Annotated in this window: 23 protein-coding genes; 10 read left to right on the forward strand and 13 right to left on the reverse strand. The window is 39.0% G+C overall.

Going from position 1 to position 25,345, the window contains the following annotated elements:
- Positions 1 to 312 precede the first annotated feature (312 nt).
- Positions 313 to 1,689 carry a chromosomal replication initiator protein DnaA gene (dnaA, locus tag ACSQ6I_RS12850; protein ID WP_438890852.1) on the reverse strand — a complete coding sequence of 459 codons (1,377 nt, stop codon included), beginning with the start codon at positions 1,687 to 1,689 and terminating at the stop codon, positions 313 to 315.
- A gap of 140 nt (positions 1,690 to 1,829) precedes the next feature.
- Between dnaA and ACSQ6I_RS12855 the strand changes: the two genes are divergently transcribed.
- The 7 genes from ACSQ6I_RS12855 to dhaL all read left to right on the forward strand — a co-directional run bounded on the left by ACSQ6I_RS12855 (position 1,830) and on the right by dhaL (position 7,986).
- Complete coding sequence (locus ACSQ6I_RS12855) at positions 1,830 to 3,041, forward strand: HhoA/HhoB/HtrA family serine endopeptidase (protein ID WP_438890710.1); 1,212 nt, start codon at positions 1,830 to 1,832, stop codon at positions 3,039 to 3,041.
- 53 nt (positions 3,042 to 3,094) lie between these two features.
- Entirely contained in the window at positions 3,095 to 3,616 is a 522-nt protein-coding gene (def, locus tag ACSQ6I_RS12860) for a peptide deformylase (protein ID WP_438890711.1), read from the forward strand.
- Positions 3,617 to 4,095: 479 nt separating this feature from the next.
- Complete coding sequence (locus tag ACSQ6I_RS12865) at positions 4,096 to 4,725, forward strand: HMA2 domain-containing protein (RefSeq protein ID WP_438890712.1); 630 nt, start codon at positions 4,096 to 4,098, stop codon at positions 4,723 to 4,725.
- Between the two features lie 165 nt (positions 4,726 to 4,890).
- Positions 4,891 to 5,184 (forward strand): DUF5132 domain-containing protein, encoded by a 294-nt coding sequence (locus ACSQ6I_RS12870; RefSeq protein ID WP_438890713.1) that lies wholly within the window; start codon positions 4,891 to 4,893, stop codon positions 5,182 to 5,184.
- 374 nt (positions 5,185 to 5,558) lie between these two features.
- Entirely contained in the window at positions 5,559 to 6,110 is a 552-nt protein-coding gene (locus ACSQ6I_RS12875) for an HMA2 domain-containing protein (protein WP_438890714.1), read from the forward strand.
- A gap of 150 nt (positions 6,111 to 6,260) precedes the next feature.
- Positions 6,261 to 7,334, forward strand: a complete 1,074-nt coding sequence (gene dhaK / locus ACSQ6I_RS12880; protein ID WP_438890715.1) for a dihydroxyacetone kinase subunit DhaK — start codon at positions 6,261 to 6,263, stop codon at positions 7,332 to 7,334.
- A gap of 1 nt (position 7,335) precedes the next feature.
- Positions 7,336 to 7,986, forward strand: coding sequence for a dihydroxyacetone kinase subunit DhaL (gene dhaL, locus ACSQ6I_RS12885; protein WP_438890716.1), 651 nt, complete (start codon positions 7,336 to 7,338; stop codon positions 7,984 to 7,986).
- 8 nt (positions 7,987 to 7,994) lie between these two features.
- On the opposite strand, the gene ACSQ6I_RS12890 is transcribed toward dhaL, so the two are convergent.
- From ACSQ6I_RS12890 to ACSQ6I_RS12915, 6 genes are all read right to left on the reverse strand, one after another.
- Positions 7,995 to 8,981, reverse strand: a complete 987-nt coding sequence (locus ACSQ6I_RS12890; protein ID WP_438890717.1) for a 2-dehydropantoate 2-reductase — start codon at positions 8,979 to 8,981, stop codon at positions 7,995 to 7,997.
- Positions 8,982 to 9,356: 375 nt separating this feature from the next.
- Entirely contained in the window at positions 9,357 to 10,850 is a 1,494-nt protein-coding gene (locus tag ACSQ6I_RS12895) for an acyl--CoA ligase (protein ID WP_438890718.1), read from the reverse strand.
- 52 nt (positions 10,851 to 10,902) lie between these two features.
- Positions 10,903 to 11,949, reverse strand: a complete 1,047-nt coding sequence (locus ACSQ6I_RS12900) for an ABC transporter permease (protein ID WP_438890719.1) — start codon at positions 11,947 to 11,949, stop codon at positions 10,903 to 10,905.
- Positions 11,950 to 12,020: 71 nt separating this feature from the next.
- The gene (locus tag ACSQ6I_RS12905) at positions 12,021 to 13,103 is read right to left on the reverse strand and encodes a hypothetical protein (RefSeq protein WP_438890720.1); all 1,083 of its coding nucleotides are present in this window, start codon (positions 13,101 to 13,103) and stop codon (positions 12,021 to 12,023) included.
- 128 nt (positions 13,104 to 13,231) lie between these two features.
- On the reverse strand, positions 13,232 to 14,719 hold the full coding sequence (locus ACSQ6I_RS12910; protein ID WP_438890721.1) for an ABC transporter ATP-binding protein: 1,488 nt from the start codon (positions 14,717 to 14,719) through the stop codon (positions 13,232 to 13,234).
- Positions 14,720 to 14,888: 169 nt separating this feature from the next.
- A complete protein-coding gene (locus tag ACSQ6I_RS12915) occupies positions 14,889 to 15,938 on the reverse strand; it encodes a BMP family protein (protein WP_438890722.1) in 1,050 nt (349 codons plus the stop codon).
- Positions 15,939 to 16,071: 133 nt separating this feature from the next.
- On the opposite strand from ACSQ6I_RS12915, the gene ACSQ6I_RS12920 reads away from it, so the two are divergent.
- A complete protein-coding gene (locus ACSQ6I_RS12920) occupies positions 16,072 to 16,569 on the forward strand; it encodes an ureidoglycolate lyase (protein WP_438890723.1) in 498 nt (165 codons plus the stop codon).
- Positions 16,570 to 16,673: 104 nt separating this feature from the next.
- Here ACSQ6I_RS12920 and aroA read toward each other — a convergent pair whose 3' ends face one another.
- Entirely contained in the window at positions 16,674 to 18,023 is a 1,350-nt protein-coding gene (gene aroA / locus ACSQ6I_RS12925) for a 3-phosphoshikimate 1-carboxyvinyltransferase (RefSeq protein ID WP_438890724.1), read from the reverse strand.
- Positions 18,024 to 18,392: 369 nt separating this feature from the next.
- Here aroA and ACSQ6I_RS12930 point away from each other — a divergent pair, with 369 nt between their 5' ends.
- Positions 18,393 to 18,905: a hypothetical protein gene (locus tag ACSQ6I_RS12930; RefSeq protein ID WP_438890853.1), complete on the forward strand. Its 513-nt coding sequence runs from the start codon at positions 18,393 to 18,395 to the stop codon at positions 18,903 to 18,905.
- Between the two features lie 342 nt (positions 18,906 to 19,247).
- Here the strand turns inward: ACSQ6I_RS12930 and ACSQ6I_RS12935 are convergent, their stop codons facing one another.
- Positions 19,248 to 20,291: a hypothetical protein gene (locus tag ACSQ6I_RS12935; protein WP_438890725.1), complete on the reverse strand. Its 1,044-nt coding sequence runs from the start codon at positions 20,289 to 20,291 to the stop codon at positions 19,248 to 19,250.
- Between the two features lie 545 nt (positions 20,292 to 20,836).
- Here ACSQ6I_RS12935 and ACSQ6I_RS12940 point away from each other — a divergent pair.
- The gene (locus ACSQ6I_RS12940; protein WP_438890726.1) at positions 20,837 to 22,138 is read left to right on the forward strand and encodes an EndoU domain-containing protein; all 1,302 of its coding nucleotides are present in this window, start codon (positions 20,837 to 20,839) and stop codon (positions 22,136 to 22,138) included.
- Positions 22,139 to 22,232: 94 nt separating this feature from the next.
- Here ACSQ6I_RS12940 and ACSQ6I_RS12945 read toward each other — a convergent pair whose 3' ends face one another.
- The 4 genes from ACSQ6I_RS12945 to ACSQ6I_RS12960 form a co-directional block, all read right to left on the reverse strand.
- Positions 22,233 to 23,486: an alkaline phosphatase PhoX gene (locus tag ACSQ6I_RS12945; RefSeq protein ID WP_438890727.1), complete on the reverse strand. Its 1,254-nt coding sequence runs from the start codon at positions 23,484 to 23,486 to the stop codon at positions 22,233 to 22,235.
- A gap of 150 nt (positions 23,487 to 23,636) precedes the next feature.
- Positions 23,637 to 24,155 (reverse strand): hypothetical protein, encoded by a 519-nt coding sequence (locus tag ACSQ6I_RS12950; RefSeq protein WP_438890728.1) that lies wholly within the window; start codon positions 24,153 to 24,155, stop codon positions 23,637 to 23,639.
- Between the two features lie 238 nt (positions 24,156 to 24,393).
- Positions 24,394 to 24,987, reverse strand: a complete 594-nt coding sequence (locus ACSQ6I_RS12955) for a thioredoxin family protein (protein WP_438890729.1) — start codon at positions 24,985 to 24,987, stop codon at positions 24,394 to 24,396.
- A gap of 136 nt (positions 24,988 to 25,123) precedes the next feature.
- Positions 25,124 to 25,339: a chlorophyll a/b-binding protein gene (locus ACSQ6I_RS12960; protein WP_438890730.1), complete on the reverse strand. Its 216-nt coding sequence runs from the start codon at positions 25,337 to 25,339 to the stop codon at positions 25,124 to 25,126.
- Positions 25,340 to 25,345 lie beyond the last annotated feature (6 nt).

A 25,345-nucleotide genomic window follows, 5' to 3' on the forward strand; every position in this document is an offset into this window, starting at 1 on the left:
AAAAATCTTTAAGTTTTCCACATTTTTTTCCACAAAAGGTAATAGTTTATCCACAATTGCAGTTAAATTTAATAATTTTTTATACTTTGCTTAACATTCTCGCTTAAATGCTCAGATTTTAAGGCGATTAATTCGGCTGTTGGTTGTGGAAAAAGGCAGAAGGTTTTAGGTCAAATTTTGTGTAGTTAATTTTGTCTTACTACTTAGCACGTTGATCGCTAATAATATTATTTTGGTTCGATTCTTCCTTAGACATCTTCTCAACTCCTATTTTTGAGAACGACTATTCATGTTGATGCGATTTGTAAACGCCTACTTTTGAGAACGACTATTCATGTTGATGCGATCGCTCAATTGACGTAAAGTTTGAATTAAACTCCTGTCTGTCTCTTGCAATTGGGTAATCTTCTCGCAACTATACATCACCGTTGTATGGTCTTTACCACCAAACTCCTCACCGATTCTCGGTAAACTTAAACCTGTAAGCTGTCGCATTAAATACATCCCAATTTGTCTAGCCCAGCTAATTTCTCGTCTACGGGAATTACTTTTTAAGTCTTCAATCGAAATATCAAAACTCTCCGCTATCACCTTTAAAATTACCTCTGGTGTCACTTCTAGTTTTTGGTTAGAAGTTCCTAATACTGGGGTGATATTTTCCACAGTCATTGCTAAACCCCAAATGGAAATATAAGCTAAAGCCCGAATTAAAGCTCCTTCCAATTCCCGAATATTAGAAGTATAATTACAAGCAATATATTCAACTACATCTCTAGGTAAACGAATATTTTCATACTCAGCTTTTTTCTGTAAAATTGCCATTCTGGTTTCTAAATCAGGGGATTGAATATCTGCAATCAACCCCATAGAAAACCTTGAACAAAGCCGTTCTTGCAGACTAGGAATCTGATTAGGAGGACGATCAGAAGCAATGACAACTTGTTTCCCCGACTCATGTAAAGTATTAAAAGTATGAAAAAATTCTTCTTGAGTGTATTCCTTACCTTCCAAAAACTGAATATCATCAACCAACAAAACATCAGCAGCCCGATAATGCTCCCGAAAACTTTGCATACTATCATTACGAATAGCAGTAATTAAATCATTCGTAAACTGCTCAGTCGAAACATAAAATATTTTAGAATTAGGATAAATTTCCCAACGATAATTACCAATAGCCTGCATTAAGTGAGTTTTACCCAAACCCACACCACCACATAAAAATAAAGGATTAAATTCCCTGCCTGGATATTCTGCTACTGCTAAAGAAGCCGCATGAGCCATACGATTATTAGCACCAACCACAAACCTTGAAAAAACATACTTGGGATTTAACTCTGTAGTTTTTTGTTGATTTTTGGATACATTGGGAAAAATAGGATTAACCGCTGGCAATTCCCAAGCTACTTCTTGTTTCGCTAATTGAGAAACTTCATCACCTTGAGCAACAGTAATGTAAATTTCTACTGGATAACCCAAAATATCTTGCACCACATGAGCGATCGTATTGATGTAATACTTCTGGAGCCAATTCCGGGCAAAAGGGTTAGGAGTACGGATGACTAAACAATTATTTTCTAGTTGCTCTGCACTAGCAGTTTTGATCCATGTTTCAAAGGTGGGACGGGATAGCTCTAGCTGTAAGCGCTCTAGCACCTGACTCCACAGACTGTCAATGGGAATTTCCATCATCTACCACCTTTGCTGTTAATCGCCACAATAGAAGATATGAGCCAGCAATAATTTAACTTTAAACTGTAATTAATCTGGTATAGACCAGGTAGCCAATATCTTACCACCCAGTGACTAACACGGAGAAAAAAGTACACATGAAGACAAAAAATCATAACCTAGCGCAACAAGGAAGAGGGTGGATGCTAATCACTGGTTTAGCAGCCGTGGTGCTGAGTGGCTGCTCTAGCCTCAATAGCAGGACTTTAGAAGCTGAACAAAATATTACTCAAGCCCAAAATACCACTACACCTACTTCGGTATTTGCACCCCCTCCTATCATCGCTGCCACAGGCGATCCTAATTTTGTAGTTGGAGTAGTGCAAAAAGTGGGCGGTGCAGTTGTTCGCATTGATTCTGCCAGAACCATCACATCTCAAGCACCAGATCAATTTTCAGATCCATTTTTTCGTAGGTTTGAAAGAGTACCACAGGAAAGACAAAGGGTAGAAAGGGGTAGTGGTTCTGGATTTATTATTAATTCCTCCGGTCAAATTTTGACTAATTCCCACGTAGTAGATGGTGCTGACCAAGTTACAGTTACACTCAAAGACGGTCGGACTTTTGATGGCAAAGTTTTAGGAGAAGACCCAGTCACAGATGTAGCAGTAATTAAAATTGAAGCCAATAATCTACCAACCCTAGCTTTAGGTAATTCCAATGTATTGCAACCAGGAGAAGCTGTAATTGCCATTGGTAATCCTTTAGGTTTAAATAATACAGTTACATCCGGAATTATCAGTGCTACAGAGCGTTCTAGTAGTGCTATTGGTGCTAGTGATAAGCGTGTGGATTATTTACAAACAGATGCAGCAATTAACCCTGGTAACTCTGGCGGACCACTGCTAAATATTCGTGGTGAAGTGATCGGCATGAACACAGCAATTATCCAAGGCGCTCAAGGTTTAGGATTTGCAATTCCCATTAATACTGTGCAGAAAATTTCCCAAGAATTAATTACCACAGGTAAAGTAGATCATCCATATTTAGGCGTGGAAATGATAACATTGACACCAGAAATCAAGGAAAGAATTCTTAGTAGATCTCGCGGACGTGTTAATTTAGTTGCCGAGCAAGGAGTTTTATTAGTTAGGATAGTTTCTAACTCGCCAGCTGCAATTGGTGGACTCAGACCAGGGGATGTGATTAAAACCATTAATAACCAACCTGTGAATAAAATAGAGGAAGTCCAAAAGCTTGTAGAAAATACCAAAGTTGGTAATCCACTCCAAATCCAAGTAGAACGTGATGGAAAAGTGGCTCAATTAATAGTTAAGCCTGCCCCTTTACCAGTGCGTACTGAGAATTAATTTTTTTATTAATCTTGGTTGCATTTACCATTACTTAAATAATTTTTTCTTCCATGATTGAAACAGTACCAATCATTCAATTAGGCAATCCGATATTACGTCAAAAAGCAGATTGGGTAGAAAATATTCACAGTGAGCATATCCAAAAACTCATTGATGATTTAATAGCTACTGTTTCTCAGGCTAATGGTGTCGGAATTGCTGCACCCCAAGTAGCTGAATCCTATCGGTTATTTATTGTCGCTTCCCGTCCTAATTCCAGATATCCTGATGCACCAGAAATGGAACCAACAGCGATGATTAATCCAAAAATTATTGCTCATTCAACTGAAGTTGTCAAAGGTTGGGAAGGTTGTTTAAGTGTTCCTGGAATTAGAGGTTTAGTTCCTAGATATCAGAAAATTGAAATTGAATATACTGACCGCAATGGTCAGATGCAAAAGCAAAAGTTATCAGATTTTATCGCTCGTATTTTTCAACATGAGTATGATCATCTCGAAGGGAAAGTATTTTTAGATCGGGTAGAATCTACTGATGAATTGATGACTGAGGCTGAATATAAAAAGCAGATATAGCGGTATGCATTTGAATGAAATACATTATAGCCCCCTCATCGCTTGCCTACGGTGTACACACAAGTACTATCTGCAAGGGTTTTAGGCGTTATAGATCCCTTGAATTGTCATTACGAGCGGAGCGAAGTAATCACATAATCCGGTGGCTTTTGCGATTGCTTCGTCGTTCTTCCTCTCTACGAGACGCTAACGCGAACGCAATGACAGGCTTCCAGAGCGATCGCACAACCTCAAACTAGATGACGAAACCAAGTACTAGTAGGAATTTTCAGACTTGTGTGTACACCGTAGCATCGCTTGCGGGGAGGGGGTTGGGGGTGGGGTTCTTGTATCTCAGTCAACCGAGAACCGCTATAGTTAACAAATAAGCATTTAGTCAGCGTAGTGAAATAACTCTCCAGAGTGAGACTCAACACCAAAGCTAGAAGTTATATTTAATCTATTATTTACTTCTAGTTGGGTATAGCTATTTTAAGTAAATGACTACTGACAAAAAAGATCCCTTTGCAGAATGGAAATCTCTAGATTTTTGGAAAAAACAGTCTATTGATTTAGTTCCCATGATAACAGGGTTAGCTGTCACTGGCAGAATGGGAATACATGGTTTCGCTGCAATTCCAGTTTTCATCCTAGCGGCAGATGTTACACGCTGGGTGATTAAGTATTTAGAACCAGAATTGGTTTCAGCAGAAAAGATTCAACCTATTCCAGATGAGGAAAGTAACACCAAAATTGCTTATACTGTGATGCATACAATTCCGGGCAGGATTAGATTTTCTATTCCACAAATAGCTAGAGACTCTGCCTATGCTCAGAGATTAGAAACCTCACTAAAAGCAGATGATCTAGTTACTAATGTACGTGTAAATAGTCATGCTGCATCAATAGTTATTGCTTACCAATGTGCTGAAGTTAGTATATCCCATTGGGTAGAGATAATTGAGTTAGCTTTGCAGAAAAATCCCTCTACAGATATTATTCCCGAAATAGGTAATACAAAGATTAATCATCCAAAAAATTCCAGTTTGTTGACTGATTTAAATTCTGCATCTTTATCCTATTCTTTAGGATTGATGGCGAATTTGCCTGTGTCATGTAGAAAGGAATAAAATATTTTTATGCCTTTTTGTGTACGCCGTTAATGATGATCATTCAGAAAATAATAAGCTGCATCTAGAAAACTCTATCAATAGCAAGATGATATAACTCTTCAAAGTAGAGTAAATTAAAATGCTTATTTGACATTCTCCAATTTACTGGAGGTTGATTTAATTATGGCAAAAATTACTGATTTTGTAGAAGATGCGGGCGCTCCTGGAATTATAGCTGGAATTGGTGCAGTATTACTTGCTCCTGTGGTAATTCCTGTTGTAGCGGGTATTGGTAAACCGATAGCTAAATCAATAATTAAAAGCGGACTTGTTGCTTATGAAAAAAGCAAAGGAGCTTTTGCAGAATTGGGTGAAACTTGGGAAGATATTGTGGCTGAAGCTAGAGCCGAAATAGCAGAAGATCAACAAACGCCAGCATTTAAGGCTGCTGAGGGTGAATCAGGTAATGGTGCATAAAAGAGGAGTTTGAAAATTCAAATGATGTTATATCAAACTTACTCAATTACCAATCAATCTCAAAGAACCCCACCCCGCTTGCAGGGTGGGGAACTGGATTGAATCTCGTTTATATACTCTGATGAATTCTAACAGGCTCTGCCTTTGGTGATACAGCAGTTCTCTGTCGAATGCAATACAATCGAGGGCGGGGAAACCCCGCCCCTACAGGCTTGGCGATGAAAAACTGTACCTCATAACATCAGGAAGTGCTGTATTGGAGGCAGAGCCTCTTGATGGCATTCCCAGTCTCCGACTGGGAACGAGATACGAGATAAATATTATTTTTCAGGTTTGTTTAAGTGAGGTTTTGCTTTTTAATAAGGGTTTTAAATATGCTACAAGTTATGGATAAAACAAGTTTAAATACACAATTTAATCCTATAGCGACAAAAATTGTTAGTGATACTCCAGGAAGGTTGCGGTTGAGAATTGCTGCTGAAAATCGTCAAGCGGAAAAAATGCAACATATCGCTAATTTTTTAACGGCGCAACCTCATATTAATGAAGTGAGGACTAATATCCATCACGGTAGTATTGTCATCAATCATGATGGTAAAAATGGAGCTTTGGCAGAAATTTTAGCTACACTAAAAGATATAGGCGTAATTTTTGCAGATATTACTCACGGTAATACTGAAGCAGCAACAGGTATATCTAATGCAGTTATTGATTTGAACCAACGAGTTGAACGTGCTACGGATGGTACTGTTGATTTACGTTTCCTGTTTCCGTTTGGATTGAGTTTTTTAGCAATAAGACAGTTAATGATTAAAGGTCTGCAATTAGAAGTAATTCCTTGGTATGTTTTAGCTTGGTATGCTTTTGATAGTTTCCTGAAACTGAATACTGTTAACCAAACTCAAACAACATCTCTGAGAAAATAGAGACGTTCCATGAAATGTCTCTACAAGGGTGGTAGAAAACGCATATTTAATTTTCACTTCTAATATCTAATAGCAATTATCAGAAAAAATGCTGAAATTTGGTGCTGCGAGAGTTTATCCTGAGTTTTAGCACCTTTAGCAACATTAATTATGAAGAAGCTGATTAATCAACCGGAAGACTTTGTTAGGGAAAGTCTAGCAGGAATGGCTGTGGCTCATGCTGATTTAATCAAGGTGAATTATGAGCCGGCTTTTGTCTATCGTGCTGATGCACCTGTACAGGGTAAGGTATCAATTATTTCTGGTGGTGGTAGCGGACATGAGCCGATGCACACTGGTTTTGTGGGAAGGGGAATGCTTGATGCTGCTTGTCCGGGGGAAGTTTTTACTTCACCGACTCCTGATCAAATGTTAGCAGCAGCGCAGCAGGTAGATGGTGGTGCTGGTATTATTTATATTGTTAAAAATTACAGCGGTGATTTGATGAATTTTGAAATGGCGACGGAGTTAGCCAGAAGTGAAGGCATCCGCACGCTAAATATTATGATTGATGATGATGTGGCAGTGAAGGATAGTCTGTATACCCAAGGGAGAAGGGGTGTGGGGACAACGGTGTTGGCGGAAAAGATTTGTGGAGCAGCAGCAGAACAGGGTTATGATTTGCGGCAGGTGGCAGATTTGTGTAGAAGGGTAAATCTGCATGGACGTAGTGTGGGTGTGGCGCTGAGTTCTTGTACTGTGCCGGCAAAGGGGACACCGACTTTTGCTTTGGGGGATAACGAGATAGAGTTAGGGATTGGGATTCATGGGGAACCGGGGAGAGCAAGGGTTTCTATGAAGTCAGGGGATGAGATTACAGAAATTTTAGTGGCATCGCTCATTGATGATCTTCCCTATGGTCGCACAGTCCGGGAGTGGAATGAAGTCACAGATGGCTGGGTAGATGTGGAACTGTTAAATAAACCCCTGCAAAAAGGCGATCGCATTCTGGCATTTGTTAACAGTATGGGTGGGACTCCTATTTCTGAACTCTATATTGTCTACCGCAAACTGGCAGAAATTTGTGAAATGGCAGGATTGCAAATTGTGCGAAGTCTAATTGGCCCCTACATCACATCTTTAGAAATGCAAGGTTGCTCTATCACTCTGCTGAAGTTAGACGATGAGATGCTCAGATTATGGGATGCACCAGTAAAAACACCGAGTTTACGCTGGGGAGTGTGAGATGGTTAATCAGGTGCAGATTGTCGAATGGTTATATGTGTTTGCTTCTGTCATTGAGCATCACAAGGAAGATTTGACAGAGTTAGATGCCGCTATCGGTGATGCTGATCATGGTATCAATATGGATCGTGGTTTTAAAAAGGTCAGCAGTATTTTACCGAGTATTGCCGGGAAAGATATCAGCAGCATTTTCAAAAACGTGAGTATGACTTTAATTTCCAGTATTGGAGGTGCGAGTGGGCCTCTGTATGGAACTTGGTTTTTAAGAGCTAGTTCGGCTACTGCTGGAAAGCAAGAATTAACTCAAGAAGATATGTTGAAGTTACTTCAATCTGGTTTGGATGGAGTGATTGAGCGGGGGAAGACGCAGTTGGGAGATAAGACGATGGTGGATGTACTGTCTCCGGCTGTGGTGGCTTTTGAGCAGGCTGTAGGCCAAGGTATGGGAACTGTGGAAGCTCTACAAATGGCGGTTGTTGCGGCTGAACAAGGGTTGAAGGCAACTATACCTATGTTAGCAAAGAAGGGTAGAGCGAGTTATTTGGGCGATCGCAGTATAGGACATCAAGATCCCGGTGGAACTTCTGCTTATTGGATGTTGCGGAGTTTGTTAGAAGTACTCAAAGGCTCTAATACAATTCGTAATTCGTAATTAATTATTTATTGTCTTTTTTGTTTCCCTGTCAACTCCAATAACTTAACACTGGCGTAAAGTGCATCAATATGGGGCGTGGGGGTTTGCGTGAGTTTACCTAGTTCTATCACTGCACCTGCGATCGCTTCTATTTCTGTTGGTTGTCCAGCTTCGATATCTTGTAACATAGATGTTTTATGAGCGCCAACTTTTTCTGCACCGTTAATCCGCTGTTCTAAACTAATGCCAAATTTAATACCTAATTTTTCAGCTATAGTTTGCGCTTCTAGCATCATTTGTCGTGCTAGTTCTCGGCTAGGAGGATATTGGGCAATGGCTTCTAAGGTTGCACCAGTTAAGGCGCTAATGGGATTAAATGCGATATTTCCCCATAATTTTATCCATATTTCTGTTCTAATTTGATTGCGTACAGGGGCTTTAAATCCTGCTTTCTTCAAGGCTTGGGCTAATAATTGGATACGTTCAGTTTTAGAACCGTCGATTTCTCCGAGTGTAAATCTTTCCCCTTCAAGATGCTGAATTACTCCCGGTTCTACTATTTCCGCAGCAGGATAGACAACACAGCCAATCACCCTGTCAATATCAATGTTGTTTTCAATAATACCATCTGCATCAAGAGAATTTAGACGTGTTCCTTCATATTCCCCACCATGTTTGCAGAAATACCACCAAGGAATACCATTTTGAGCAGTGATTACCATTGTTTGCTCATGATATAGATGGGGAATAAAGGGAGCGATCGCACTCACACTATTAGCTTTAATTGCTAAAATCACTACATCCTGTGGTTCAACTTCTGTAAAATCACTAGTAGCTAAAACCGGGTTAACAACCTGGCTAGAACCATCAGCTAATATGATTTTCAGCCCATTTTTTTGAATTGCTTCTAAATGCGAACCGCGAGCGATTAAAGTTACTTCTTCACCACTTAAAACTAACTTAGCTCCGAGATAACCACCAATCGCACCAGCACCAACAATACAGATTTTCATAAAAGCGATAACTAAGAATTATGCAAAAATTGAAAATGTCTGAATCAGGATTTACAGGATTTAAGGATTTACAAGATGTTTATAGCGATTCCCATTCAAGTGAGATACAAGCAGTAATAATTAAACGCAGATGGACGCAGATAAACACAGATATTTTTGTACCTCATTAGACTAGAAAATGCTATATTTACATTTGTTGTGTGAAAACTAATTAGAAAAACAAATAATTACAATCTTGATTCAGACAAATAAAGAAATAATCACCATCCTGTAAATCCTTAAATCCTGAAAATCCTGATTCAGACAAATAAAGAAATAATCACGATCCTGTAAATCCTCAAATCCTGTCAATCCTGATTCAGACAAACATTTATGTTATCCAATATTCAACAATTTCGCCATTGCTAAACGTTGTAATTTACCCGTAGCACCACGAGGTAAAGCTTCTAAAATGTGAATTTGTTTAGGTACTTTAAAATCTGCTAATGTATTTGAGCAATATTGCTGAAGTTCTTTTTCACTAACTTCTAATTTTAGAACCACAGCAGCATGAATTTCTTCACCTAAACTGTTGTGAGGTACAGCAAAAGCTAAAGCTTCAGCAACAGCAGGATGACGTAATAAAACATTATCTACTTCTAAAGGTGAAATTTTTTCCCCACCCCGGTTAATTAATTCCTTAATTCTTCCAGTTAAACGCAGATATCCATCTGCATCTATTATTCCCTGATCTCCGGTGCGAAACCAACCATTTACAAAAGCAGTCGCATTGGCATCTGGGTTATTTTCATAACCATCAATCACATTTGCACCCTTGACTACTACTTCACCCAAACTACCTTGAGTTAACAAATTACCTTCATCATCCATAATACCCACATCTACATTAAAACCATAACCCACAGATCCCGGTTTACGAATTTTTGGTGGTAAAGGGTTGGTTGACATTAAGTGGGCTGCTTCTGTCATGCTGTAAGATTCTAAAACGGGAGAATTGAAAGTTTTCTCCATTTGTTCAATGATAACTGGTGCTAAAGATGCACTACTAGAACGAATAAAGCGGAAGGGGTTATTTTTAACAATTTCTTGATTACGAATTGCCCGTGCGAGAATTGTTTGATGCATGGTAGGGGCAGCGGAATACCAAGTAGGTTTGTAAGTTTCTACAAGTTTCCAAAATTCCAAAGCATTAAAACCATGAGGACAAATTAAAGTCCCTCCTGATGTCAGGGTTGCTAATAAACATCCTACCAATCCATGAATGTGGAAAAGTGGCATTAAACAAAGTGTAATATCAGCAGATGTGAGCCAATAAGCTGCAATTATATTATTAGCGGAAGCAATTAAGTTGCGATGACGAATAGGTACACGTTTGGGACGGCTGGTAGTACCACTAGTATGTAAAATCATCGCTATATCATCAGCATTAGGTGATTCAGAATTTATTGTCGCTGTCGATGTTGGTTTAACTAATTCAAAGTTTAAAGTTCCGTTATTATTGATTTTGGCATTAATTAAAATCATATCGGGTGTAACTGCGGCTATTGCTGCTTCTGGAGTTTCCGATAATGTAATTAGGGCTTTAGCTTGAGTATCTTCGTAATAAAAAGCAAATTCATCTTGTTTATATTTAGGATTTAATGGTGCAGCAGTTCCACATAAAGCGGATGCTAAAAAGGTAATAGCCATTGGGACACCATTCGTCATGGCAATGGCGATACGATCTCCTTTTTTTAACCCAAAGCTATGCAGTTGAGATGTTAACTCAGTTATATTGTCACGTAACTGCTGATAAGTAATTATAGAACCATCAGGAGTGATTAAAGCTGAATGCTTGTTTTCTCCTGCTAAAAGATTAAATAAATTCATGGTTATTAGGTATTAATTATTAAACATTGAAAAAAGTCTTTGTTCTGCCCTATCACCTATCTCTTGTCACCTGTTTTCGATATTCTAAAGCTAAAGCAATGGCGATGAACAATACTGTGAAACCTTGAATTGCATAAACTATAGTTACGGGTACGCCGGCGCTGCGTTGCATGATGTTTGCACCACTGCGAAGGGAGGCGAAAAATAGGGAGATGAAGACGACACCCAAAATACTACCACGACTTAAAAAAGCGATCGCGATCGCATCAAATCCATAACCGGGTGAAACCTGTTCAAATAGGCGATATTTCAACCCCATCACCTCGCACGCACCCCCTAAACCAGCTAAACCACCAGCCAAACCCATGACTAGCATAATAGTGTGTTCTACAGAAATTTTGGCATAACGGGCGGCAATTGGGTTAAATCCGACGGCACTGATTTGGTATCCTAAAGGCGATCGCACTAATAATATCCATAAAACCACTGCTGTAATTAACGCCAATAAAATTCCCGCATGGGCAAGACTTCCGGGTAAAATAATTGGTAATTGGGCAGTTTTGGCAATTAATGGCGAATAGGGACTAGGTGCTGCTGGTGCTTTTAAAGGATTTTGTACTAAATAACTAATTAAATTAATCGCAATGTAATTTAGCAGCAAAGTTGTAATTACTTCATTTACCCCTTTGATTGCTTTGAGATAACCAGGAATCAAACCCCAAACAGCACCAAAAATAAACCCTACAAATAGCGCCAAAGGTATATGAATTAGTGCAGGCAATCCTTGAATATATAACCCAATTAAACTACTTCCTAAAGCACCTAAATAAATTTGTCCTTCTCCACCAATATTAAATTGTCCAGCACGTAAAGCTACTAAAACACCTAAACTTGTAAATAGTAAAGGAGTCATTTTGGTGAGGGTATTACCAAAACCGAAATAGCTAGAAAGGGACTCTTGAAATAAAGCTGTATATGCAACAATAGGATTAGCCCCAGCCAACAATATTAAACCAGCACCAACTAGTAAAGCCAAGACGATAGCTATTAGCGGTGATAAAATTGGGAGTAAAATTTTCAGCTTATTATCTGTAAACATTTCACTTATCTATCTGCATAACTAATGCAAATTTAACCATCCATCAGCCTTCTATCTCAGTTATCATCAAACTAACCTAATACTGTTGAAGAAAACATCTGTGACAACGCTTCAAAATATGGCATTAAGGTTTTAGCCTGTTGAGAAGTCAAGCGATCAAATATTTCATACCTGAGCAAATACAGCATTTGTCGAACTAATTCCCACTGCACTTTTAATTTCGGATAAAGCATGACACAGAGAGGAAATAACTCTTCTTGGATAGCAGCAATACTTCCTTCTAAAGCACATACCCACAAATATACTTGAAACATTTCTACATCGCGAATGCTAGATACTTTCACTATTGGATCACTCAACAAACCAGACATAGAGTGATACATTGGAAAAAGTTCAATTATCCTTTGGCGAACGTTATGAGCAATTTGGGTACTATTTGGTAATAGGGTTTGTATTGCGGATATTACAAAGGAATCATAATCATGTTTAGCAGCTGCTTGATAAGCACGTTGTAGTGGCATATATAAATGATCATCAATAACTTTAAAGTATGCACCAACTAATTTTTTTTCCACAGGCTCAAGCTCTTCTGTGAGCATTTCGCTAGTGTAATGAAACTGCATACTCACAAAGCCAATTAGTCTGGGGTCAGTACTTGTGTATTTCTGTCTGATTGCTCCTATATCTGCACTAATTACCGTCGCTAATTTCTCTGGACTCATCTGTTCTGTATAAACTTCCAAAGCCTGTTGATCAAGTGGATGAGCTTGAGCTTCTTGACCCAGTTTCATTACCAAGGAAAGAGGGCGTGATGATGTTTGTTGCGTGTATACATTTAAAGCTTTTTCATAAATTCTAAAAGAATCTGCCGCAATGTCCCAAGGATTAATGATGTTGGAATCAATACCATGTTGCTTAACTTCATCTGACAACAGAAGCTCGGTTTTGCTCCACGCTTTGGCGCTGATAGTCCGTAAAGATAGCAAGATTTTTTGAGCAGTTTTCTCCCTTCCACTTGGTGAAACTATCTCTGACAAACTCAGATTCTCGCCAGATTCTTGGCTGCTAGTATTAATCTGGAGACTCTTGACATACTTACTAGCCCATTGCTGTGCTAAAGATTCGACAGACTTATTAGATTCTATTTCAGACACTACTTTTGAAATTATTTGCTAATTAGTTTCAGTATTTATTCGGTGATTATACAGCAAATGTAGTACACAAATTTTTTATTTTATTGCCTGGTTTAACTGCTTCTAACCCAGAATTTAATATGTGAGCTTTAGCTGGCATTTATCATTGTACTACCCGCCATTAATAAACCAATCTCCTCAATAGTTGCTGTTTTTGCATCCAAGATATCAACAAACTCGCCTTTATACATTACCGCAATGCGATCGCTCATCGCCATCACTTCCTCTAACTCTGTAGAAATATATAAAATAGCTGCCCCTCTTTCTCTTTCTATTAACAACTTTGTCTGTACTGCTTCCGTCGCACCCACATCTAATCCTCTAGTAGGTTGCATAGCAATAATTAAAGCTGGTTCCCCGGCTAATTCTCGTGCTAAAACTACCTTTTGTTGATTTCCCCCTGATAGGTAATTTACTGGCACATCTTCACCATTTATCCGAATATCAAAAGCGTCTATAGCAACTTGGGCATTATTTTTAATTGCTTGTGCTTGCAATAAAAATTTATGGCAAAATGGTAGTTTATTAAAGGTTTTTAAAATTAAATTATAGGCAATATTAAATTGTAAAATTAACCCTATCTTTTGCCGATCTTCTGGGATATAACCCACTTTTAAATTTTCCTTGATTACACAGTGATAATCAATTTTCCCTTGTTTGATAGTTCGCAACCCTGCAATAGTATCTGCTAATTCTCTTTGTCCATTTCCATCTACTCCAGCAATTCCCAAAATTTCCCCTTGCCGCAGTTGAAAAGATAAATTATGAACAGCAATCAATCCTCTATTATCTGAAACTTTTAGCCCATTTACTGATAATACCAATTTTCCTAAATTGGCTGGCGATTTCTGCAAATTTAAACCTACTTTGCGCCCTACCATTAACTCAGATAAATGCTGAATTGTAGAGGTTTTAGTGTTAGTTGTAGCGACAACTTTACCCCGACGCAATACGGTTATTGTATCACACAAATTCATTACTTCTTCTAATTTGTGACTAATGAAAATAATCGTATTTCCCCTATCAGCAAGTTGACGCAAGAGAGTGATTAATGAAGTTGCTTCTGATGGTGTAAGAACTGCTGTTGGTTCATCAAGAATCAATAGTTTTGCTTGACGATAGAGAACCTTGAGAATTTCTACCCGTTGCTGTGTTCCCACTGGTAAATCTTCGACTTTAGCAGTTGGGTTAATTTCTAATTGATATGCTTGAGATAAAGCCAAAATTTCTTGTTGTTTTTGGCGTAAATTTAAACGCCATTTTTTCTCAGTTCCCAATATAATATTTTCTGTAACTGTTAACTCAGGTACAAGCATAAAATGTTGATAAATCATGCCAATACCTAATTTAATTGCTGCGTGAGATGAAGTAATATTTACAGGTTTTTCTTCTAAATATATTTGTCCTGAATCTGGTTGATACAGTCCACTAATTATGTTCATTAAAGTAGTTTTTCCTGCACCATTTTCTCCTAAAATCGCATGAATTTTACCAGCTTCTACCGTGAGGCTAATATTGTCATTAGCAATAAATGAACCAAAGTGTTTAGTGATATTTTCCAAACGTAAATATATCATTTTGGTAATAGTTCATAAATCCAATAGGATTGCTGTAGAATAAGATATCAAGAATAATTGAACGCAGATGACCGCAGATAAACACAGATAAAGAGGGATAATTCAATTGATGTCATCATTCTGTACAGCCTCACATATAATTGGTATAAAATATTTAAAGTTGCCAAAGTTAGGCTTTCTTGAAACAACGGGTATCTTTACCAGCTTCCTTACATGGTTCAAAAGTAATTTTTTTATCGACAACTTCTTGCTTTATATTCATTACTTTTTGTTTAACTGCTGCTGGCACAATTTCCCCAAATTTACCTAAAGATAATATATCTGGTCTTTCTAATCCAATTGTATATATTTGTCCTTTTAACTGTTTTTGTTGGGCTAGTTCTGCTAAATAAGTAATTGCTAAATCTAGACGCTTAACAGCACTGGTTAAAACTGCTTTTGGGGCAATATCTAACTGGTCTTTTACATTACCAAAAGCATAAACTCCTTTGTCACTAGCTGTTTGCAAAACTGCGGCTGAAGCGGTATCTAACCATTGATAAATTACATCATTCCCAGCCGATATTAGAGCTAGTGTTGCTTCTTTTCCTTTCGATACATCACTCCAATCACCAGTAAATGTAGAAGTTATTTGTATTTTGGGATTAACAGATTTTGCCCCTAATTCAAAACCGCGTAATTCTTGCTGGGTGGCTTCAAATTCCTGGCCAGCTATGTAAGCCAATTTGTTAGATTTAGTGATAGAAGCGCCGATAATTCCACATAAATAACTAGCTTGGAGGTTATCTATTCGCAAAGCGGCGATATTATCACCTTTAATAGAACCGTTAACAGCAACAAAGAATGTATTCGGAAATTGTGCAGCTACTTGTTCCACAGCTGCATCAAATTGTCCCCCGTGAGCAAATACTACATTGTATCCCTTACGGGCAAAATCTGTTAATACTTCTGTCTGATCTGCTTGGGTTACATTTTCCACATAGGTTATATCTGCACCCAATTTTTGTTTTGCGAGGTTTACACCTTCGTAACCAGATTGATTCCAAGCTTGATCTGTGATAATTCCAGGGAGTGCGATTGCTATTTTAAACTTTTCATCACCACTGGCCGCTGTGGGAGTTGGGTTGGGGTTATTAGCACAAGCTTTTAGCAGTAAACTAGTACCTAATGTTGCGGAACTATACCAGAGAAATTTACGCCGATTTAATTTTAGTCCCATAGGGTATTCCTCACATATATAGTCATTTTATAAGAAAAGAGCGTTAAAGGTCTTTCTAGAATTTATATAGTCATAATTTATTCAAATTGTTATTCTGAGAGATAATTAAGTTGATAGATACAAGATATTTTTTATGAGTGCATCCCAAACATTAAAACAGTTAAATGCAGAATGGATAACACCAGAAAATTTTCAACGTTATGGACAGGTGATATTTCCTAATGGAGACGGAAAAGCTTTTGATGCTGAGGATGCACAGTTAAATCTGCAAAATGGCATTCCTCGCTTTTATATGATGCGATTGTCAAAAAATGGGCATAAGTTCCACAAAATTACTCGACATATTCAATGTACTCAATGTTTAGGTTCTTTGGCAGGAAAGGATTGGTTGATGGGAGTTTGTCCACCTGATAATGCAATTAATGAACCTGTGTTAGCAGAACTTGCTGCTTTCCGTATTCCGGGAAATTGTTTTATTAAGTTAGAAGTGGGAACTTGGCACGCGGGTCCATATTTTGAACATGAGTTTGTGGATTTTTATAATTTAGAGTTGAGTGATACAAATGTGGTGGATCATTTCACTCATGATTTTCTAAAAAGTCATCAATTAACGTTTGAAATGATTTATTAGAAGGTAGGAGGAAGATAAATATTCTCCTATCTTCTTATTTTTCTTTGCGTCCTTGACGCGGTTCATTTAAATAGTATTCTTCTGGTGAGAAGGGAGGATCACATTTATCGACAAACTTCTACAAGGGTGTTGGTAAAGTTGGGATAGGAAATAGCCGCAGCTTCGGCACGGTGAATGGTGGTGGTGCCGGTGGCATTGAGAGCTGCGATCGCTAAACTCATAGCTATACGATGATCTGTATGGCTATCTACGTCAGTTCCCACTAGGGGAGTACCACCAATAATTTCCATCCCATCGGGTAATTCGCTAATTTTAGCGCCCATTTGATTGAGTTGTTGTGCCATCACAGTAATGCGATCGCTCTCTTTCACTCTCAACTCAGCCGCATCCCTAATAATGGTTGTCCCTTCAGCAAAAACCGCAGCTACTGCCAAAATGGGGATTTCATCAATTAATCTCGGTATAATATCTCCCTCAATGGTGCAGCTTTTTAACCGACTCGAACGCACCCGCAAATCAGCAACTGGTTCCCCAGCTACTTCGCGCTGATTTTCTAGCTGGATATCTGCTCCCATCATGGCTAAAGCTTCTAAAATCCCCGTGCGCGTTGGGTTCACACCGACATTTTCCACTAGCAAATCCGAACCAGGAACAATTGATCCTGCAACTAACCAAAAGGCTGCTGAACTAATATCACCGGGAACAACAACTTTTTGACCGTATAATTTAGCATTACCCATCACAGTCACACTGTGGGTTTCCGGGTCTATACTCAATTCTGCTCCAAAAGCCCTTAACATTCGCTCGCTGTGATCCCGTGATAAAGCGGGTTCGGTGACGGTAGTTTTCCCCTCGGTGTTTAAACCTGCCAGGAGAATACAAGATTTAACTTGAGCCGAAGCAATGGGAGAATGATAGTGAATAGGTTTGAGGGCTTGTCCTTGAATCGCTAAAGGTGCTAGAGAGTTACCTTTGCGTCCCCAGATTTGTGCAGTCATTTGTTGCAAAGGTTTGACAACACGGGACATGGGACGCGATCGCAAGGAATCATCACCTGTAACCGTAAAAAAACGCCCTGGATGGGAAGCTAACAGCCCTAACATCAATCTGATGGTTGTCCCAGAGTTACCCGCATTCAACACATCCACAGGTTCTTGAAAATTGCCCAGACCAATTCCTTTTACCCGGACAAACTCTGAATTTAATTCCGAAATTTCTGCACCTAGCAATCGAAAACAGCTAGCAGTGCTGCGGGGGTCTTCTCCCAACAGGAGTCCTTCAATCTGAGTTTCACCTTCTGCGATCGCACCCAACATAAGAGCGCGGTGAGAAATGGACTTATCCCCAGGAACCCGAATACTACCCTGGAGGGAGAGCATTGAAGGGGAACGCTGAATAATTAACTTATGAGCAGCGTTTTCTTGATTTTCTACGGTTATAACAGCAGCCGACATTAGGATACACTGGCTTTTGAATAGACTAGAAGCTTTTGGGTGACTTGATCTGCTGCCACTTGTAACTTCCTCCCTAGTATCCTATCGCTTTTTGTAGCCCTCAACTTAATTTAAAGTCGGTATCCCCTCGAATAAGCATCATTTTTCTTTTTTAGCTCCCGATCTCACCTTTCTGCACCCTGATTTGTCTAAATTAACAAATGAGTAGATTCAGTTAATATTGAACAGGCTTGACTCTTGAGTTGCTTAAACTAACCTTCTACTACACCCGGTGAAAAAAAGTTTATCTTCCCTCCTACCTCCTGCATAGCTGTCTCCCAGTAGTGTTCATTTGATTTTATTTAATTGCTTCTAGCACTTATCGCTCCCATGCTTACTCATCACCGCAAACCCGTGTGCTTATCAATTATTTCCACTGACTTGCCAGTCTGGTCTGTGGTTGAAACTGCCGGGACATTGTATCAAAAAGATACTGACCGATTTCATTTACTATTGACTGCACCACCCTTAATTAGCTGTGAAGTAGGAAGTTTTATCAATCCAGAAGAGAACTTTCCTAAAAGCATAAACAATGCTGATCTTCCCAGTAGTCCTAGAATTTTGTGGTTGGAAATATCGCCCTATCGTGTCATCATGACTATGCAAGGTAATAGTCAAGTGAGTTACCGTCATTTTTGGGAACAAGGCGTTTATGGCGTTAGTCGTTATTGGTTGCCCGCTGAGTCATTACAACCGCACAAGCCACTTCGCTTACGTAATTTTACTAAAAATTTGCACCTCAGTGGAAAAAACTTACCAGAGAATTTGCGACTAGAGTACGAATTATGGTCAGAAAAAGTCCAACTGGGAAGCTACATCCTCAATTTGGAAATCCACCACTAATTATTTAGTTATCTTACAATTCAAATCTTTACCATATCTCGTTCCTAGTCAGAGACTAGGAATGCTATCACAGAGGCTCTGCGTCTACTCTGATAGGACTAGCCTTTTCAAGGTGGTGAAATTTGGAACGAAGATTGGTTGTTTCAACCTTCAAAAAAAACCAAAATATGGGCGGAGGATTTAAGATGATCTCACGGAAATGACGTATTTCCGTTAGTCACCTTGAAAGGGCTAGTCTAGATATTTATCTACTAGTGCGCCATTTTCAATGAGAACAATTTTAATCCAGGATTTTCGGCAAAGCTAATCTTGTTGGGATCAATTCTACTGCTAGGCGATCGCTTAATAACTACAAGGAATTGTGCCACGACGAATCGCATAACCGCTGGTTTCGGAATCATCCGCCCAGAAGAACTGCTTTTCATTGTTGACGCATTCGGAATTAGGCTTCATGGCAATACCTTCGTTGTTATTGTTGCCCAACGAACTTGGTTTATTGTAAGCCTTGCGGATGATGAATTTGCCTTTTGTTGCCGAGCCAACAGTAGTGTCAATAGACAGCAGGTTTGAGCGATTGCTGCAATTATTATCACAATATGCCCACAAAGTATTATTATCGCGGTCGAAGGACAAATCCATTATCTGCGTATTACCACTGGCAATGGTAGCGATCTTTTTGGAGGTGGAGTCAGAATTGAGTACAAAAGCGTAAATTTTGCCATCATTTTCCAGTCCAACGAAAAACACTCCAGTACCATGCAAGGGATAATTAGCTGGGTTGTAGGCAAAACCGACACTTTCGTCTATGAATCCATTAGCGGTTAAATAACTGTCAGGAACCCAGGCGATCGCTTCTAAGCCCAAGTTACTACCGCTGACTTTTGGCAATTGACTGGTTAAATTCCATTCTTTGAGAGCATTCAGTGTGGTAGCACTATTACTGGTATCATAACTTAGTACGCTAAAGCGATTTGAGCCGCTGCCGTCGCGCTCAGTAGAGACGTAGATGGTTGATGAACTAAGCTCGGCTTTGGTGACACCTTCTGCATCTGGCGCACCAGTGCCATTAGGGTATTTCAAAGTTTTTCCAGAACTCCAACCATTGGCAGTATTCTTAACGAAATTGCTACCGTTCCACACCATGTTATAGAGTTTTGATGGTGAATTTTGCACCGCCCACAGTACAGCAGGTTGAGATCCAGCCGCAGGATCATAGAATAAACCACTGAGATTACCCCCGAATTGACTGCCAGTATCAGCAGTAACTACGGTTGTTGTGGTAGGCCATGAGATATAGGCAGCGATCGCTTTCGCACTCAATAAACTGATACCGCATACTAAACACAGTCTTGCGGTTTTGGAAGAAAATATTGCTTTGTATTTCATTGTTTGGTACTTAGTGAGAATAATTCATGATTAAAATCCACACGCCATCTAATTTTCGGTGCGTAGGCTGTTTGGCTGACGTGGTATCACAAAAGTGTTTCCCAGTAGCTATGATCTTGCTTTCGTTCAACTGGGAATCAAAAAAATAATTTCCTAATTGTGAAATCCAGATATGTGGAAAATCCTAATGTTTTATTATTAACAGCATATTAGCAATATATTAAAATCTTGATAAGAGTAAGTCAGCAAATAGTTAGCCTTCCAAAATAAGTAACTTTGAAAACATTCTCCATACATGAATTGCAGAGATTCAAGTGAAAACTATACAGCTTAGGCATCAATGCTTCTATCTCATTACCTGCGAAAAATCGGTGATTTAGGATAAGAGAAGTTTAAGTAAGATAAGGGAAGTTTAAGTCTAGAAATTAACTTCAGTCCTTAGTGAAAATATTGACTTAATATAAAAAAATATGATAGGAACAATTGGTGTGAAGAATCATTTTCTTTACATTTTGAGAGAATACTGTCTATAAAATCGGATTATCATGTTGCACCTATCAACTAAATCTAGATTGGCCTCTTCATTAAAAATAGTAGGCGGAGCAGTCTTTTTACTGACCATTTTCACCTTTAAGTCTAGTGCAGCAACCATTACCGAAGGATTTGAAACTGGGACTAAAGGAGCTTATGCTGTAGGTGATGTCACCCTCAGCACAGGAGTTTGGACATTAAATGATGCCTTAATTGCCAATGGTAGCGATGCCAATGACAGAAGAAGCGGCGCTCAGTCTTCTAGAGTTCGCAGCACTGGTGCGATCGCTATGAAATTTGATCGGAGTACAGGTGCTGGCACAGTTACCGTTAAACACGCCTTATATGGAACGGATACTAGCAGCAGTTGGCAGTTACAATGTTCAACTAATAGCGGTAGTACCTGGACACAAATAGGCTCACAAGTCACTACCAGTTCAACAACACTTTCTACAGCTACATTTACACCCAATATTTCTGGAACAGTCCGCTGTCAAGTCAAAAAAACCAGCGGTGGTACTAGCAACAGAATCAATATTGATGATATCGTCATCACCGATTATGGTACTTCTGGTGGTGGTACTACTCCACCTGCGGGTTCAGTTCCATTTTTTGATAGCATTAACAACCCTGTTTCTGGATTAGCTTTTGGTAGCCCAGCCGATGTTACACCTGTAGCCCCAACTCTCAACAATTTTGATAACGCAGTTAATAACCTTTGCGGCGCACCAGGTACAGTAGTTAGTCGTTCTAGCTTTCAAACATTAATGAATAATAATCCCACCGTATTGGCTAGTATTAAGTCTTACGTAGGAGGATTTCTAGTAGCTGGACGTACCACAGATTCCCTGTTTTTAAGCGATTTAACTGATGTTTGGTTTAATGCTGTAGGTTTTGATCATGTATTATGTGGCGAACCTGTACAAGGTGGTTCTATTGGCGGGCTACATTTTGTTGGTCGCTATGTACAACTCCAAAACGATGGTTTAGCTGGTAGAAAAGCTAGTAACTCCTTCAATGAAGAAGTTGTTCCTGGGGCTATTTACACAGTAGGTGCGATCATTAAGGTAGGTACTGGAACTGCTCAATCTAACATTAAGGGTTATGGTTATACCCTCAATGCCGAAGACATTTTGAAAATTGGTGCTTTGGCATACAAAAAGAATCCTAATACCACTAGCACTAACCAAGCTTGCAGTTGGACTACCACAGATGATGGCAAAACCTTCCAATCAGTATTTGTGAGAAGAAGTGGCGGTATTCGCACCTTCTATCCAGATGCGACTCCTAGCGGTAATCCTGCCTGTACACCATAAAAAAAGCCCACTTCGGGTATCAGGCATCTTGAAAAAATAATGTTGTAGAGACGTTCCAGGGAAGGTCTCTACAAAACAAAAACAAGACTTAGATTTACCAGGGACCCCAAATAGCAAAAGTTATTCCTGGAGTTTGCATATTCACAAACATGGTTTGACCATTGGGGGAGAAGCAAACCCCAGCGAATTCAGATGTATTGAGGGCATTTTTCCCAAACTTATACAAACTACCACTGGGAGTAATACCCAGAATATAATCTGTTCCATCGCCATCTTCACAGAGGAAAATGTCTCGGCCTGGGAAAACAACAATATTGTCTGGATTGTCTAATACACCAGAATTATTAGGCTCAATATAAAGCTCAACTGTATTATTAGTAGGTGAATAACGCCATATCTGACCATCTGCTGTACTACCGCCACTCTTGCAGGTGAAGTAGACATAACCACCACCATAAAAGATGCCTTCTCCACCGGAAAATCTCGCAGCACCACTGTTAAATCCTGCTGTTCTGACGGTATCGGTGCTAGGATCAGGATTGGTAATCTGTACCCAATCCACTGCTCTAGGGGTGTTTTTTGGGAACCCCGTAGCTGTATTGATTCCAGAAGACCCTATAACCCTTAAGGCATATAGCGTACCGCCAGCGCTCAGGTTGTTGATGTTGGTGGGAATAAAGCGGTAAAAAAGTCCATCTGTCCGGTCTTCTGTCATGTAGATATACCCGGTGCTGGGGTCTACAGCAGCAGCTTCATGATTAAAACGCCCCATAGCAGTTAATGGAACGGGGGTGACAAAAGTATTTGCACTACTGGGAACTTCAAACACATAACCATGCTTCTTGCCGTTATTGGTTTCAAAGGTTTCTTCACAGGTTAACCAAGAGCCTGAAGGTGTGGGACCACCAGCACAATTGCGAACAGTTCCGGCCAAAACTCCCCGATGTGATACCAAGTTGCGGGAAGAATTAACGACCAATTTAGTACAACCACCTCTTCCATTTGAGTTGTACTTGCTGCCAGTAGGAGCGCCCACACCTGTGCCAGAAGTACCGAGTTCGTGGTTGCGAATGAGAACTGTATCGCTACCAGAAGCAAAGGCAGCCATACCATCATGGCCACCGGGTACTGCGTAACCATCAGTCATGGTTTGCCCTGTTTCCGACAGTCTTTTGTACTGGAATCCAGATGGTAAATCTAATACTCCTAATGGATCAGTTATTAAACTACCATAGGGACCAGCTGCGATCGCTCGTTTAGCATAGAATGCTTGTAAAGGAGATAGAAGGACAGCACCGGCGGTGGATGCCCCTGCCATAGTAAAAAACTTACGTCTTGATAGATTCAAGGTATACTTCCTAATGTTTTGGACGGGGTTTATTTTGTTGCAAATAACTAGCCTCAATTATCTAGTAGGAATAGGCTTTTTTAAGTTAATAAGAAGTTAAAAAAGATTGTTAAAAACATTAAGATAATGCAGAAACCGAAAAGTTTTATATTAGTTCTTTTGGGCAGGTAAAATAGTACCAAAGTTATTTTGTATCTGTGTAATGTTGCAAATAATGTCAGGGTTCATATCTTTTTGTATAGCTTGTACTCGTGCATTAATACAAGTATTAATAATTTGAGAATATGTTCGTATTGCCTCACGTTGCTTTTCATTTTCTTGTCTAATTATTTCACGTTGCTTTTCACTGTCTTGTCTAATCAACTCCCGTTTACTTTCACTTTCTTGTCTGATTTTTTCCAGTTCACTTTGATTAGTACAAGGATTTGTGTTTAATGTAGTTATGATTTGCCAAGCATGACTATTAGTATTAGTATTACTAAGAATATCTTCATTATTTTTGTTTCCATAATAATATCCGCCAGAAAGAGACAACCCGCACTGACTAGCATTATTAAAAATAATATCTGAAAAAGTTTGAGCCGACGCATTCCCAGAAGATGCAATTCTAGCTAGGAGGGATATTGTTAACCATAACTTGCAACCCCAAAGCCACCAGTTAGTTTTCATCTGAGGATTTGCTTCTCTCAATGCCCCCATAATTAAGTTTGAAGATGATAGTATTTGATTAGAGAAAAAATACAAGTGATAGCATACAGCGCTCCGTAGGAATGGCTATATGAATAACACTATTAACATATTAAAATAAGCCGTCGGTAGCTTATTTATTAGGTTATATTTTCCTACCTACTTCAGTATAATAACTAATGCTGTTACCTCCACAGGTTAAATTTTTATTATTCTTAGATTAATGAATTGTTTGATTGCAGAAATTAGGTTCATTTCCAGATTTCCATTTAATATTGCAACCCACACTTGGCTTTTGTTCACTTGGAACTGGTTGATCAGCCAAAACTGCTTCAATAGCTGCTCGTAAATCTGCACCTGTTACCGGTTTATTGTTACTGGGACGACTATCATCTAATTGTCCCCGATAAACTAGTTTATTCTCACTATCAAATAGAAAAAAATCTGGTGTACAAGCTGCTGTATAAGCTTTTGCGGTTGCTTGGGTTTCGTCGTAGCAGAATGGAAACTTAAATCCCAGTTCGGTAGCCATTGCTTTCAATGATTCTGGTGCATCATTGGGATAGTTTTGAGCATCATTGGCACTAATAGCAACAATACCTAAGTTACTGTTGAAGTAATCTTTTCCTAATTGCGCCAACTCTTTTTGTATATGCTTTACAAATGGACAATGCTGACAAATAAACATGACTAGCAATGCTTTTTTGTTGGCAAAATTAGTAAGTGAAATTGTTTCCCCAGATACTACTTCGGGTAGATTAAAATCTGGTGCTTTAGTTCCTAGTTGTAACATTGTTGAAGCAGTTAAAACCATAGATCCCCCCTTGCTGAATGTTTACAACATAGCATTAAATTTTTCCCAAAATTCCCAAAATTCCCAAAATTAAAGACGGAAATTTTCCCGTCTCTCTTAGTTTATAAATTCTTATGTAAGTAATTTACACTTATTTTTACAGGCTGGACAAAAGACCGAAAACACCATGTCCTGTGAATACTTCTAATGCTATCAAAGATATAAAACCAATCATTGCTAATCGACCATTGAGTAGTTCTGAATATTTGGTAAATCCTGTTCTATTGCCCTGCTGGTCTATGTATACCTTTGGTTCAACTGCAAAGTTGTTCATTTTGCCTTGGTCATCTTTAATAGAACCGCTTGTACGCATTAGTTT

Origin of the sequence: Anabaena sp. WFMT, assembly GCF_051781005.1 — a bacterium.
Taxonomy (GTDB): domain Bacteria; phylum Cyanobacteriota; class Cyanobacteriia; order Cyanobacteriales; family Nostocaceae; genus Anabaena.

What these genes read in the sequence shown, in the direction of transcription:
- ACSQ6I_RS12875 (WP_438890714.1), top strand. Translation starts at nt 5,559, where the DNA reads ATGCTACAAGTTATGGATAAAACAAGTTTAAATACACAATTTAATCCT.
- ACSQ6I_RS12960 (WP_438890730.1), bottom strand. Translation starts at nt 25,339, where the DNA reads ATGCGTACAAGCGGTTCTATTAAAGATGACCAAGGCAAAATGAACAAC.
- ACSQ6I_RS12920 (WP_438890723.1), top strand. Translation starts at nt 16,072, where the DNA reads ATGAGTGCATCCCAAACATTAAAACAGTTAAATGCAGAATGGATAACA.
- aroA (WP_438890724.1), bottom strand. Translation starts at nt 18,023, where the DNA reads ATGTCGGCTGCTGTTATAACCGTAGAAAATCAAGAAAACGCTGCTCAT.
- ACSQ6I_RS12930 (WP_438890853.1), top strand. Translation starts at nt 18,393, where the DNA reads ATGCTTACTCATCACCGCAAACCCGTGTGCTTATCAATTATTTCCACT.
- dhaK (WP_438890715.1), top strand. Translation starts at nt 6,261, where the DNA reads ATGAAGAAGCTGATTAATCAACCGGAAGACTTTGTTAGGGAAAGTCTA.
- ACSQ6I_RS12890 (WP_438890717.1), bottom strand. Translation starts at nt 8,981, where the DNA reads ATGAAAATCTGTATTGTTGGTGCTGGTGCGATTGGTGGTTATCTCGGA.
- ACSQ6I_RS12870 (WP_438890713.1), top strand. Translation starts at nt 4,891, where the DNA reads ATGGCAAAAATTACTGATTTTGTAGAAGATGCGGGCGCTCCTGGAATT.
- ACSQ6I_RS12855 (WP_438890710.1), top strand. Translation starts at nt 1,830, where the DNA reads ATGAAGACAAAAAATCATAACCTAGCGCAACAAGGAAGAGGGTGGATG.
- ACSQ6I_RS12895 (WP_438890718.1), bottom strand. Translation starts at nt 10,850, where the DNA reads ATGAATTTATTTAATCTTTTAGCAGGAGAAAACAAGCATTCAGCTTTA.
- ACSQ6I_RS12940 (WP_438890726.1), top strand. Translation starts at nt 20,837, where the DNA reads ATGTTGCACCTATCAACTAAATCTAGATTGGCCTCTTCATTAAAAATA.
- ACSQ6I_RS12915 (WP_438890722.1), bottom strand. Translation starts at nt 15,938, where the DNA reads ATGGGACTAAAATTAAATCGGCGTAAATTTCTCTGGTATAGTTCCGCA.
- ACSQ6I_RS12900 (WP_438890719.1), bottom strand. Translation starts at nt 11,949, where the DNA reads ATGTTTACAGATAATAAGCTGAAAATTTTACTCCCAATTTTATCACCG.
- ACSQ6I_RS12910 (WP_438890721.1), bottom strand. Translation starts at nt 14,719, where the DNA reads ATGATATATTTACGTTTGGAAAATATCACTAAACACTTTGGTTCATTT.
- ACSQ6I_RS12935 (WP_438890725.1), bottom strand. Translation starts at nt 20,291, where the DNA reads ATGAAATACAAAGCAATATTTTCTTCCAAAACCGCAAGACTGTGTTTA.
- def (WP_438890711.1), top strand. Translation starts at nt 3,095, where the DNA reads ATGATTGAAACAGTACCAATCATTCAATTAGGCAATCCGATATTACGT.
- dnaA (WP_438890852.1), bottom strand. Translation starts at nt 1,689, where the DNA reads ATGGAAATTCCCATTGACAGTCTGTGGAGTCAGGTGCTAGAGCGCTTA.
- ACSQ6I_RS12865 (WP_438890712.1), top strand. Translation starts at nt 4,096, where the DNA reads ATGACTACTGACAAAAAAGATCCCTTTGCAGAATGGAAATCTCTAGAT.
- ACSQ6I_RS12950 (WP_438890728.1), bottom strand. Translation starts at nt 24,155, where the DNA reads ATGAAAACTAACTGGTGGCTTTGGGGTTGCAAGTTATGGTTAACAATA.
- ACSQ6I_RS12955 (WP_438890729.1), bottom strand. Translation starts at nt 24,987, where the DNA reads ATGGTTTTAACTGCTTCAACAATGTTACAACTAGGAACTAAAGCACCA.
- dhaL (WP_438890716.1), top strand. Translation starts at nt 7,336, where the DNA reads ATGGTTAATCAGGTGCAGATTGTCGAATGGTTATATGTGTTTGCTTCT.